The sequence below is a fragment of the Cupriavidus sp. GW821-FHT02F09 genome, assembly GCF_059421605.1.
The window spans coordinates 312191-323946 of the sequence record NZ_JBWKVH010000001.1; the positions used below are offsets into that span (position 1 = coordinate 312191).

The window sequence follows — 11756 nt, forward strand, 5'->3', positions numbered from 1 at the left end:
CGACCCGCCCGCACCGCAACCTGGAGCAAGAAGTGAGCAATCTGCTTGATGCCTTCCACCTGACGGCCCTGCCTCCCGAGGCAGAGGCCTTCCGCGCGCAAGTGAAGGATTTCCTCAAGGAAAACCTGCCGGACGCGACCGCCGATATCCGCGCGCGCTCGTGGCTGGGCTTCGACGCCGCTTTCAGCCGGCGCCTGGCCCAGCGCGGCTGGGTCGGGCTGACCCTGCCCGCCAGCTACGGCGGCGCGGGCATGGATGCGTTCCGGCGCTTCGTGCTGGTGGAGGAACTGCTGGCCGCCGGCGCGCCGGTCGCCGCGCACTGGGTGGCCGATCGCCAGAGCGGTCCGCTGATCTTGAAATACGGCACCGAGGCGCAGAAGGATTTCTACCTGTCCCGGATCTGCGCGGGCACCGCCTTCTTCTGCATTGGCATGAGCGAGCCGAACGCCGGCTCGGACCTGGCCAGCGTGCGCACGCGCGTCACCCGCTGCGAAGGCGGCTGGCGCCTGAACGGCCGCAAGATCTGGACCACCAACGCGCATCACTGCCACTACATGATCGCGCTGGTGCGCTCGTCCGGCGTGCCGGAAGACCGCCAGAAGGGTCTCTCGCAATGTATCGTCGACCTGTCGCTGCCCGGCGTGAACGTGCGGCCCATCGTCGACCTGACCGGCGACGCGCATTTCTCGGAGGTGACGTTCGATGACGTTTTCCTGGCCGACGGCACGCTGATCGGCAACGAGGGCGGGGGCTGGGAGCAGGTCACGGCGGAGCTGGCTTTCGAGCGCAGCGGCCCCGAGCGCATCTACTCCAGCATCGTGCTGATCGACTGCTGGGCCGAGCACCTGCGCCGGCACGGCGCCAGCGATGCCGATACGGTTTTGCTGGGCAGCTTCGCCACGCAACTGGCCACCTTGCGCAGCCTGTCGGTGGCGGTCACGGCCCGCCTGGCGCGCGGCGAGAGCCCGATCGTGGAGGCGGCGCTGGTCAAGGACATCGGCACGGAGTTCGAGCAAGCCATCCCGGCGCTGCTGGAAGCCGCGATCGCCGCGGATCCCGGGCAGGAGGTCGACGCCGAGCTGTATCGCACGGTGGCTTATCTCAGCCAGATCTCGCCGACGTTCTCGCTGCGCGGCGGCACGCGCGAAGTGCTGCGCGGCATGATCGCGCGTGGCCTGGGTTTGCGCTGAGCTTACGGCTCCATGCCTACGAAATAGAAAGAGAGACACATGTTTACCGAAGCCATTGAGCAAATCCTGCGCGACCGGGTCACACCGCAAGCCGTGCGGGCCATCGAGAGCGGCGCGGCGTCCACCGCGGTCTGGGGCGCGCTGGAAGAGGCGGGTTTCCTGGAACTGCTGGCGCCCGAGGCCGCTGGTGGCGCCGGGCTGCCGCTGCCGGCGCTGGCGCCCATCTTTACCGCCTTCGGGCGCTACGCGGTGCCGGTGCCGGCAGCGCAGAGCATCGCGGCGCGTGCGCTGCTGCGCGAGGCGGGCGTGCCGGCCCCGGCCGGCATGATCACGCTGGCCGGGGCCTGCCGGCGCGCGCCGGATGGCTCGCTGCGCGCGGCGCTCGTGCCGTTCGGCATGACCAGCGACCATGTGCTCGCGGACGTGGACGGCTACTTGCTGCTGCTCGATGCCGCGCAAGCGCAACGCACGGCCACGGGTGTGCGCGGCAGCCTGTGCGGCACGCTGTCCTGGCGCCAGGACGCAGTGCCTGCCGCACTCGGTGGGAACGGCGAGGAAGTCCGCCTGTTCAGCGCGGCGATTCACGCTGCGGCCATCGCCGGTGCGCTGGATCGCGTGTTCAGCATGACGCTGCAGTACTGCAACGACCGCTCGCAGTTTGGCAAGTCGATCGGTAAGTTCCAGGCCGTGCAGCATCAGCTGAGCGTGATGGCCCAGCATGTGGCATCGGCCGGCATTGCGGCCGAAACGGCATTCAGCAGTGCGGGCAACGTGCCGGAACGGCTGCCGGCGGCCATGGCCAAGGCGCGCACCAGCATGGCGGTGCCGCTGGTGGCAGCGGCCGCGCACGCCCTGCACGGCGCCATTGGCGTGACCGAGGAATACGATCTCCAGCTCTACACCCGCCGGCTGCATGAATGGCGTGCGGCGGATGGCGCGGAGACGTTCTGGAACCAGCTGGTGGGCGAGGCCCTGCTGGCCCGGGCGCAGGCCTCGGTGGCGGATTTCGCAAGGACGACGCTCGGCGCCGTCGCAGCATGAACACGCGAAGCCGGCCCGCCGAGCGGCTGCTGCCGATCCTCAGCGAACTCAGGTTGCAAGTTCGCGAGCGCAGCCGGCTCGCCCACAAGCTCACCCTCAAAAGGGCTGCGAACGGCACGGAAGACTACTACCAGCATCTGGCCGGCTTGTTCGACAGGTGGATCGAGGACGGCGATCCCCATACGCGGGTCGTCTGTTTCGCATCCGCGACGGAGTTTGGCATGGCAATGCAGCATCATGCCGAGCGCTGCCAGGTGGCGGCCCAGCAGAGCGGGTCCGATGCGCTGCGCGCGCTGTTCTGGGCTTCGCTGCGCCGTATCCAGGCGCGGCGAGGTCACGCCCCCGGAATGCAGGCCCCCGAGCAGGCCCCCGAGCAGGCCCCCGCGCAGGCCCCCGCGCAGGCCCCCGCACCCCTGCCGATGGCGGCCAGCCCGGTGTCGGCACCGCCGGTGCCGGACCTGTGCGCGCGGTGCGAAAGCCTGCGCCACGATGCGCGCTGCGCGAATGGCCATGCCGCGCTGCGCCCGGTTGGCGACGTGCGCTGGCGCAGTTTTGGCGCGGGCGTGGTGTGCCAGACCAAGGAGCACCAGTGCCGCGCGTGCAACACGCGGTGGACCCGGCGCTGGAGCGTCTCGGATCCGTTCACCGGCTGGACCGTGACCCGCCACGCCGCACCGGCTCAACACGATTGAGGCAGTCATTGACGCAGCGACTGAAGTCGCGAGGAGAACAAGCCCATGTCCGATTTTCTGAAGTACGAGCAGGATGGTCACATCGTCACGCTGACCATGAACGAGCCGGAGCGCCGCAATCCGCTGACCGGCAACACCGCCGTGCAGGAGTTTCTTGCGGCCGTGGACCGGATCCAGGACGACCGCTCCGTGCGCGCGGTGGTGATCACCGGTAGCGGCTCGGCATTCTCGTCGGGCGGCAATGTCCGCGACATGGGGCGCCATGCCTCTGGCGAGGTGCCCGGCATGGAGATCCGGCAGGAATACCGGCGCGGCATCCAGCGCTTGCCGCTGGCCCTGTTCAACCTGGAAGTGCCGCTGATCGCTGCGGTCAACGGCGCCGCCATCGGCGCGGGGCTGGACCTGACGTGCATGTGCGACATCCGCGTCGCCTCGGAGCAGGCCAGGTTCGCCGAGAGCTTCGTCAAGCTGGGCATCATTCCCGGCGACGGCGGCGCGTGGCTGCTGCCGCGCATCATCGGCATGTCGCGCGCGGCGGAGCTGACCTTTACCGGCCAGATCATCGATGCGCGCCAGGCGCTGGAATGGAACCTGGTGTCGCGCGTGGTGCCGGCGGAAGAACTTCTGCCGACCGCCTACGGCATCGCGCAAGCGATTGCCGCCAACCCGCCGCATGCCGTGCGTCTGGCCAAGCGGTTGCTGCGCGAAGGGATGCATACCCGTCTGGACACCTTGCTGGAGATATCCGCGGCCTTCCAGGCGCTGTCGCACCAGACGGAAGACCATCGGGAAGCGGTCTCCGCCTTTGTCGACAAGCGTTCCCCGTTGTTCAAGGGATAAGCGAAGGCGCAAGCCATCGCCACGCCATGACAGAACCGAATTTCCACACGCGGATCACCGAACTCTTCGGCATCCGTCATCCGCTGCTGCTAGGCGGCATGCATCACCTGGGCGAGTCCGGCATCGTTGCCGCGGTGGTCAATGCGGGCGCCATGGGCTTCATCACCGCGCGCTCGTTCGACAACCCGGAGGCCTTGCGCGCTGACCTACGCCGCTGCCGGGCGCTGACAAAGGGGCGGCCGTTCGGCGTGAACCTGACGCTGTCGCGCCGTCCGGGTGCCAACAAGGACGTCGCCGGGTGGATCCAGGTCGCGCTGGCGCAGGGCGTGCGCCACTTCGAGAGCGCGGGTTCGTCGCCCGAGGCGCTGGTCGATGCCATCCACGATGGCGGTGGCATCCTGATCCACAAGTGCCCCAGCGTGCGCCATGCGCTGAGCGCGGAGCGGCTCGGTGTGGACGCGATCGCGCTGGTCGGGATGGAGGAGGGCGGCCATCCGGGCGCCAACCAGTTATCGGCCTTCGTCAATGGCGCCTTCGCGCTGGAGCAGATCCGCATCCCGATGGTGATCGGCGGCGGCATCGGCAACGGCCGGCAGATTGCCGCCGCGCTCGCGCTGGGTGCCGACGGCGTCATCATGGGCAGCCGCTTCATGGTGGCCTCGGAGATCATCGCGCACGATGCCTTGAAGCAGCGGATCGTCGAATCCGACGCAGGGTGTTCGACCGCCATCCTGTCCTCGCTGGGCGATACCTGGCGCGTCCTGGCCAATGACACGGCGCGCGAAGTCCAGCGGCTGGAAGCCGGGGGCGCACGCAGCCATGCCGACTTCGGCGACCTGATCCTGTCCTCTCGCACCCGGCAGCGCGTGTACCGGGACGGCGACGTGGAAGCGGGGATCGTCTCGCTGGGGCCGGCCGGCGGCTTCGCCGATGGCATCGTGCCGGCCGCGGAGATCGTGGAGCGGCTGATGCGCGATGCGGCGAATGCGGCACGGAGATTTGCGGGGCGCCTGGAGCGGGCGGCGCCAACGCAGGCGATGCCTGCCTAGCCGGGTCCCCCACGCCTGCCCTGATCGCGCCCGATAGGTGGCCCACCCATCGGCGCGCACCCGGATCTGTCCGGTGTCGCTAGCATGGGGCGACCGAATGCTTTCAAACACGCTAGCCCCGGATCGATGCAGCCATCGCCGGGGCGGCGAGGCAACGCGACAACGCGACAACGCGACAACACGACAACGCGACAACACGACAACGCGACAACACGACAACACGACAACACGACAACACGACAACACGACAACACGACAACACGACAACACGACAACACGAGGGGACAAGCCAATGGATTTGCGATTCACCGCGGCGGAACAAGGCTTCCGGGAGGAAGTCCGCGCCTTTGTGCAGGACCAGCTGCCCGCCGATATCCGCGACAAGGTGCTGGGCCACCGCCGCCTGGGCAAGGACGACTACGTGCGCTGGCACCGCATCCTGCATGCGCACGGCTGGGGGGCGCCGGCGTGGCCGAAGCCGTTTGGCGGCACCGGCTGGACGGCCATGCAGCGCTTGATTTTCGAGATCGAGACCTTCCGGGGCGGTGCGCCGCGCCTGCTGTCGTTCGGCCTGACCATGATTGCCCCGGTACTGATGAAGTACGGCAGCCCCGAGCAACAGGCGCGCTTCCTGCCGCGCATCCCGGGCATGGAGGATTTCTGGTGCCAGGGCTACTCCGAGCCGGGCTCGGGCTCGGACCTGGCCTCGCTGAAGACGCGCGCGGAGCGGCGGGGCGACCGCTACATCGTCAACGGCCAGAAGATCTGGACCACCATGGCGCAGTACGCCGACTGGATCTTCTGCCTGGTGCGCACCGATCCGCAGGCCAAGCAGCAGGAGGGCATCTCCATGCTGCTGATCGACATGACGTCGCCCGGCATCATCGTGCGGCCCATCGTCACGCTCGACGGCAGCCATGACGTCAATGAAACGTGGTTCGAGAACGTCGAGGTGCCTGTCGCCAACCTGGTGGGCGAGGAGAACCGCGGCTGGACCTATGCCAAATACCTGCTTGGCCATGAGCGCACCGGCATTGCCGGCATCGGCCACTGCCACCGCGAACTGCGCCAGCTCAAGCACTATGCCGCCCAGGCGACCGATGGCGCCGGGCGCCCGATGAGCGAGGACGTGCGCATGCGCGACAAGATCGCCCGCCTGGAGATGGACCTGATGGCGCTGGAGATGCTGTTGCTGCGCGCGATCACGCAGGACGGCGGCCGGGGCCCGGGCCCCGAGGCTTCGATCATCAAGATTCGCGGCTCCGAACTGCAGCAGGACCTCGCCATGCTGCAGATGGAAGTTGCCGGCCCGCACGCGTGGCCATACGCGCCGCAATGGCTCGACGCCGGCACGGTGCAGCCGGTGAGCGGCCCCGACTGGGCGGCGCCGGCTGCCTCGACCTACTTCGACATGCGCAAGACCACCATCTATGGCGGCGCCACCGAGGTGCAGAAGAACATCATCGCCAAGATGATCCTCGGTTTCTGAAGGGACTCAGCAGACATGGACTTTACCTACAGCGAAGAACAGCAGATGCTGGCGGACAGCCTGCGCCGGTTTGTCGATACGGAATACACCTTCACGCAACGGCGCAAGAGCGCGCGTGGCGGCGGCAGTTTCGACCGCAAGATGTGGTCGGCGCTGGCCGAGATGGGCGTGCTGGGGCTGACGGTGCCGCCGGAGTTCGGCGGCTTTGGCCACGGCGCGGCCAGCCAGCTGGTGGTGCAGCGCGAACTGGGCCGGGGCCTGGTGCTGGAACCGGTGATCCCCAGCGCGGTGATGGCTACCGCGGTGCTCAGCGCGTACGGCAGCACGGCGCAGCAACAGGCCTGGCTGCCAGCGCTTGCCGCCGGCGAGCGCGTGCTTGCACTGGCCTATCTGGAACCCGTCACCCGCTACCGGCCCGAGGCCGCGCGCGCAAGCGCGGAGCGCCGCGGCGACGGCTATGTGCTCAATGGCGTCAAGTCGCTGGCCTGGCACGGCGAGGCTGCCGATGCGTTGCTGGTCAGCGCCCGTATTGCCGGCAGCAACGACCTGGCGCTGTTCCTGGTGCCGCGCGATGCGTCCGGCCTGAGCGTCACGGGATATCCCACCATGGATGGCTTGCATGCCGCGGACCTGATGCTCAGCAATGTGCTGGTGGGCGCCGACGCGCTGATCGGCCAGCCTGCCGATGGCCTGGCGGCGCTCGAGCACGGTATCGACCACGGCATTGCCGCGCTCTGCGCGGAAGCGGCGGGCGCGATGGAAAAGCTGATTGCCATCACCGGCGAGTACCTGCGCAACCGTCATCAGTTCGGCAAGCCGCTGGCGAGCTTCCAGGCTTTGCAGCATCGCATGGCCGATATGCTGGTACAGGCTGAACTGGCGCTGTCGATGGCCTATGTGGCGGCGCAGGCGTTGACCGAACCCGACCTTGCCGCGCGCCGCCGCATGTTGTCCGGCGCCAAGGTGGTGGTGGCCCGGGCCGGCCGCTTTGTCGGCCAGCAAGCGGTGCAGTTGCACGGCGGCATGGGCATGACCGATGAACTGGAGGTGGGGGACTACTTCAAGCGGCTGGCGATGATGGATGTGCTGCTGGGGGATGCGGACTACCACCTGGGGCGGTATTGCGTGGCGATGGCCGCGTAGCGCCAGTGTTCTGAACGGGGGCGAGTGGCCGGCGCCAAAACGCCGGTTTGCTCCCCTCCCATGAAATGGGAGAGGGGAGCTACGGCGGTGCTTGAAATTTCAGCCTGTCACCGACTTGCACTCCAGGAACTCGGCGAGCCCCTCGGCACCATACTCCCGCCCGTTGCCGGAAGTCTTGTACCCGCCGAACGGCACCGTGATGTCCAGCATGGCGCCATTGATCCGCACCGACCCCACCCGCAGCCGCGCCGCCACGCGGCGCGCGCGTTCCGGGTTGCTCGATGCGATATAGGCAGCCAGGCCAAACACGGAGTCGTTGGCAATCGCAATGGCCTCCTCTTCGCTGTCATACGGGATCATGGTCAGCACGGGTCCAAAGATTTCCTCGCGTGCGATGACCATGTCGTTTCGCACATCGGCGAAGACGGTGGGCCGGGCATAGAAGCCGCGATCCAGCCCTTCAGGGCGGCCGGGGCCGCCCGCCACCACGCGCGCGCCTTCCTCGATGCCGATGCCGATCATGCGCTGCACTTTCTCGTACTGCCCACGGTTGGAAATCGGGCCCATCTTGGTAGCCGGATCGGCCGGGTCGCCCACGACAACCGCGTTGGCAACCGCGGCAGCGATGGTGACGGCCTCCTCATAGCGTTCGCGCGGCACCAGCATGCGCGTCGGCGCCACGCAAGTCTGCCCGGAGTTGGCCATGCACTGCGCCACGCCGCTGGTCACCGCGGCCCGCAGTTCGGCGTCGTCAAGGATGATCAGCGCGGACTTGCCACCTAGCTCCTGGGCCACGCGCTTGACCGTGGGCGCGGCGCTCATGGCCACTTCCACGCCGGCGCGGGTGGAGCCGGTGATCGACACCATGTCCACGTCGGGATGGCAGGACAGGGCGGCGCCCACGGTGCGGCCTTCGCCGTAGACCATGTTGAAGACGCCGGGTGGCGTGCCGGCTTTGTGCATGATCTCGGCAAAGACGATGGCGTCCAGCGGCGAGACCTCGGATGGCTTGAGCACCACCGTGCAGCCCGCGGCCAGCGCTGGCGCCACCTTGGCGGTGATCTGGTTCAGCGGCCAGTTCCAGGGCGTGATCAGCGCCGCGACGCCGATGGCTTCGCGCCGGACATAGCTCTTGGCATGGACGGTCTCGAACTCGAAATGGCGCAGCGTTTCCACTGCGGCCTGGATCTGCGCCAGCCCGATGGGGGCCTGCACGTTCTTGCACAGCGTGATGGGCGCACCGATCTCGGCACGCACCGCCTCGGCGAAGTCGCCGAGGCGGGCACGGTAGCACTCGATCACGCGTTCCAGCAGGGCGATGCGCTCCTCGCGGCTCGATTCGGACCACGCCGGGAAGGCGGCCCGCGCTGCCGCAACGGCTGCGTCGACATCCGCCGCGGTGCCCATCGCCAGCTTGCCGGCCGGTGCTTCGGTGGCCGGGTCGACGATATCCGCCAGCGTGCTGCCGGCGGATGGTTCGACCCAGTGGCCGTTGATATAGAAATGGTTCAGCATCTTCATAGCGCTCTCCTTGGTGCTTTGTACAAGTTGCACACGTTGCAAGCGTTGCACGTGTTGTACGTGTTGTACAAGTAGCCGGATGAATGGATCAGACCGGACGCTCGCCGATGACGGTCGCCCGCATCATGTGCCGGACCGCCGGGAAGTAGTCTTGTACTGCGTAGTGCTGGGTGGAGCGGTTGTCCCAGAAGGCAATGGTGTTGCGCTGCCACTTCAGGCGCACCTGGTACTCGGGCGCGGCAGCCTGGCGGAAGAGGTATTGCATCAGGTCCATCTCCGCGGGCCGGAAGTCGGAGCCGATGCGGTACGGCTGCTCCTTGGCGTAGTTGGCGAAGTGGGTCGTGAACCCCTCGTTGACATAGAGGATCTTTTCACCGCTTTCCGGATGCGTGCGTACCACGGGATGGACCGCGGGCGGGTACTTCTGGCGCATGGCCTCGTACTTGTCGTGCGCGAGGGCCTGGCCGAAGGTAGGCATCGCATCGTGCACGCCATTGAGCCGGGCAATGCGCGCCTTTACATCCTCCGGCAGGTTGGCATAGGCCGCCGCCATATTGACCCAGATCGTGTCGCCGCCCACCTCAGGCGTTTCCACGCAACGCAGCATCGAACCCATGGACGGGACTTCGCGCCATGACACGTCGGAGTGGTACAGGTTCTCGCGGCCGCGCTGCCCGCCGTTGCGGCCAAACACCACCAGCTCCGGATGGTCCGGATGGTGGCCGATCATGGGGTGGATCTCCAGCTCGCCGAAGCGGCGCGCCACGGCCACATGCTGGGCCGGCGAGATGTCCTGGTCGCGGAAGAACAGTACCTTGAACTTCACCAGCGCGCGGCGCAGGGCCAGATAGGTGGCGTCGTCGAGCGGATCGCCCAGGTCGATGCCACCGATCTCCGCGCCGATGGTCGGGGTGGACCGCCGGACGCTGAAGGGCCAGGCTTCAGTGTCCGTCGCCTTGGTTGCGGTAACAGCAGCTTGCATCTTGTGTCTCCTCTCTTATCAAAGGGAACAGGGATGGCGCGAGTCAGCCGCCCTGCGCCGTGGTGATCTGCGCCGCGGCGGTAGCGCGCCGCATCTTCGCGGTGTCCAGGCGCATCAGCCCGAACGCGCCGCTGTAGAAGATATGGCCCTGCGGATCGATCTTGATCGGCGAGTAGAAGCCGTTGAAGGTCGGGTCGCTGCCGGTACGAATTGTCATCACGGTCTTGCCGGTGTCGAGATCCATGCCGATGTGGTAGCGATCATTCCACTTGCTGGTGAAATAGCCATCGATGATCGCCATGCGGCCGGCGCCGCTGATCATGGGCACGATCGAGATCGAGGACACGTCGGTGCGCACCCATTGCATCTTCCAGGCATGTGCCCCCTGCTGCCACTTGAGGGCGGCAACGCCGGCGGGGCCGGGACGGGTGGCGCCGTTGACCAGGCTGGCGAAGGTGCTGGACGGGCTGAGCTGCGGGGCGCCACCGGTGGGGATGTTGTTGACGACAAAGGCATAGTCGCCGAAGCCGGATACGGATTGCTCCGACTGCACCGACTCCTGCGCCGGCCCCATGTCGACCACCATCTGGTCGGCGATGCGCGGCGACAGCGTGCCGGGCTTGCGCTTCCAGCCCGCGGGGATCTTGTCCCGCCAGAACGCCACCAGGCGCATCTTCTTTGCGCCGTCGGTGATGACGACCAGTTTGTCCTCATGCGGGCCGAAACCCATCAAGGTCGGCGTCGAGCCGGTGCCGTCGCCGATCTTCGGCGCCGGCATGCTCACGCCGCGATCGTAGGGCGACTGCCATGCGCCGCTGGCGTCGTCGCTGCGGATCTTGCCGTCCTGGTCCACCACCAGGCGGTACATGGTCGTATTGGAGGCGACATACACCGCGCCGCCGTTGGCCTCCGGGCCGGTGGCGAAGCTGTTCATGAATAGTTCGTCCTTGCCTGCAACGGTGAAGACATCGACCACTTCCAGCGTGTCGCGGTTCAGGGTGATGACCTTGCCGCCCAGCGTATTGACGACCAGGTAGCCGTTGTAGGACATGCCCATGCCGAACAGGATGTCGGCGGGACTGCGTGTGCCGCCCGATGCCTTGGCATTGTCGAACAGGGCGGCCGGCAGCGTGATGGCGCGCGGCGCTTTCATCCCGGAGCCCGCTTGCTTCGGATCCTCCTGGTCGATGCGGAAGATCTGGCGGCCGCTGCAGCCGTAGAAAGCGTCGTCACGGCCCAGTACCGCATAGACCGCGCCGTTGGCGACCTGATCTTCGGCCAGCGTCAGGGCGCGGTTCGGCTGCGATTTCATATAGTCGAGCAGACCCTGCTCGTCGCCGGCATCGAGGAACGTCTTCACGGTGGCGGCCTGTTCGCGGCGCTGCTCAGCGGTGACCGGCGTGTAATTCGGCAGATGCACCGGGATCTCGGTGCGGGCGAGTTCCACCAGCTTGCCGCCGTCCACGCCCACCTTGCGCAGCGAGAAACCGGCCCACCACCAGTAGATGTCCTTGCCGCCGACGCGATCGGCGACGAGAGGCAGGCTTGCTGACTCATTGGGAATGACCTGCACCGAATCCGGCGTGAGCTCGAAGGCGCCGCGCGGGACCGCGAATTCGGCGCTGTCGGTGGCGGCGTCGTTCCAGTGGGTCTGGTTGTTGTAGGACTGCGCCAGATAGGGATTCGGCACCGGGCCGGCGGGGGCGGCGGCATGGGGGGCTGCATAGGTGGCGGCACTCAGTGCCGCGAGCGTCATCGCCGCGGCCAGGCGGCTCGGTTTCATTTTGTTGGCTTTCAGTTTCATCAGTT

Annotated in this window: 10 protein-coding genes; 7 read left to right on the forward strand and 3 right to left on the reverse strand. The window is 67.4% G+C overall.

The features are described 5' to 3' along the window. The first annotated feature begins 32 nt into the window (after positions 1-32). From AC07XB_RS01605 to AC07XB_RS01635, 7 genes are all read left to right on the forward strand, one after another. The gene (locus tag AC07XB_RS01605) at positions 33-1190 is read left to right on the forward strand and encodes an acyl-CoA dehydrogenase family protein (RefSeq protein WP_492827259.1); all 1158 of its coding nucleotides are present in this window, start codon (positions 33-35) and stop codon (positions 1188-1190) included. A gap of 39 nt (positions 1191-1229) precedes the next feature. After that, the gene (locus AC07XB_RS01610; RefSeq protein WP_492827257.1) at positions 1230-2231 is read left to right on the forward strand and encodes an acyl-CoA dehydrogenase family protein; all 1002 of its coding nucleotides are present in this window, start codon (positions 1230-1232) and stop codon (positions 2229-2231) included. Then, the gene (locus AC07XB_RS01615; protein ID WP_492827255.1) at positions 2228-2923 is read left to right on the forward strand and encodes a hypothetical protein; all 696 of its coding nucleotides are present in this window, start codon (positions 2228-2230) and stop codon (positions 2921-2923) included. The genes AC07XB_RS01610 and AC07XB_RS01615 overlap by 4 nt, the downstream gene beginning before the upstream one ends. Positions 2924-2968: 45 nt before the next feature. After that, positions 2969-3763, forward strand: a complete 795-nt coding sequence (locus AC07XB_RS01620; RefSeq protein WP_492827253.1) for a crotonase/enoyl-CoA hydratase family protein — start codon at positions 2969-2971, stop codon at positions 3761-3763. A 26-nt stretch (positions 3764-3789) separates the two neighbouring features. Continuing rightward, positions 3790-4812: an NAD(P)H-dependent flavin oxidoreductase gene (locus tag AC07XB_RS01625; protein WP_492827251.1), complete on the forward strand. Its 1023-nt coding sequence runs from the start codon at positions 3790-3792 to the stop codon at positions 4810-4812. A 292-nt stretch (positions 4813-5104) separates the two neighbouring features. Further along, a complete protein-coding gene (locus tag AC07XB_RS01630; RefSeq protein WP_492827249.1) occupies positions 5105-6301 on the forward strand; it encodes an acyl-CoA dehydrogenase family protein in 1197 nt (398 codons plus the stop codon). 15 nt (positions 6302-6316) lie between these two features. Continuing rightward, positions 6317-7444, forward strand: a complete 1128-nt coding sequence (locus AC07XB_RS01635; protein ID WP_492827247.1) for an acyl-CoA dehydrogenase family protein — start codon at positions 6317-6319, stop codon at positions 7442-7444. Positions 7445-7543: 99 nt separating this feature from the next. On the opposite strand, the gene AC07XB_RS01640 is transcribed toward AC07XB_RS01635, so the two are convergent. From AC07XB_RS01640 to AC07XB_RS01650, 3 genes are all read right to left on the reverse strand, one after another. Continuing rightward, the gene (locus AC07XB_RS01640; protein ID WP_492827245.1) at positions 7544-8965 is read right to left on the reverse strand and encodes an aldehyde dehydrogenase family protein; all 1422 of its coding nucleotides are present in this window, start codon (positions 8963-8965) and stop codon (positions 7544-7546) included. An 88-nt stretch (positions 8966-9053) separates the two neighbouring features. Further along, the gene (locus tag AC07XB_RS01645; RefSeq protein ID WP_492827243.1) at positions 9054-9947 is read right to left on the reverse strand and encodes a TauD/TfdA dioxygenase family protein; all 894 of its coding nucleotides are present in this window, start codon (positions 9945-9947) and stop codon (positions 9054-9056) included. Positions 9948-9990: 43 nt separating this feature from the next. Further along, a complete protein-coding gene (locus tag AC07XB_RS01650; RefSeq protein ID WP_492827241.1) occupies positions 9991-11751 on the reverse strand; it encodes a hypothetical protein in 1761 nt (586 codons plus the stop codon). Between the last annotated feature and the right edge of the window lie 5 nt (positions 11752-11756).

Bases quoted from the DNA above. Each gene is read 5' to 3' on its own strand.
- AC07XB_RS01610 (WP_492827257.1), top strand. From the start codon at position 1,230: ATGTTTACCGAAGCCATTGAGCAAATCCTGCGCGACCGGGTCACACCG.
- AC07XB_RS01615 (WP_492827255.1), top strand. From the start codon at position 2,228: ATGAACACGCGAAGCCGGCCCGCCGAGCGGCTGCTGCCGATCCTCAGC.
- AC07XB_RS01620 (WP_492827253.1), top strand. From the start codon at position 2,969: ATGTCCGATTTTCTGAAGTACGAGCAGGATGGTCACATCGTCACGCTG.
- AC07XB_RS01625 (WP_492827251.1), top strand. From the start codon at position 3,790: ATGACAGAACCGAATTTCCACACGCGGATCACCGAACTCTTCGGCATC.
- AC07XB_RS01630 (WP_492827249.1), top strand. From the start codon at position 5,105: ATGGATTTGCGATTCACCGCGGCGGAACAAGGCTTCCGGGAGGAAGTC.
- AC07XB_RS01635 (WP_492827247.1), top strand. From the start codon at position 6,317: ATGGACTTTACCTACAGCGAAGAACAGCAGATGCTGGCGGACAGCCTG.
- AC07XB_RS01640 (WP_492827245.1), bottom strand. From the start codon at position 8,965: ATGAAGATGCTGAACCATTTCTATATCAACGGCCACTGGGTCGAACCA.
- AC07XB_RS01645 (WP_492827243.1), bottom strand. From the start codon at position 9,947: ATGCAAGCTGCTGTTACCGCAACCAAGGCGACGGACACTGAAGCCTGG.
- AC07XB_RS01650 (WP_492827241.1), bottom strand. From the start codon at position 11,751: ATGAAACTGAAAGCCAACAAAATGAAACCGAGCCGCCTGGCCGCGGCG.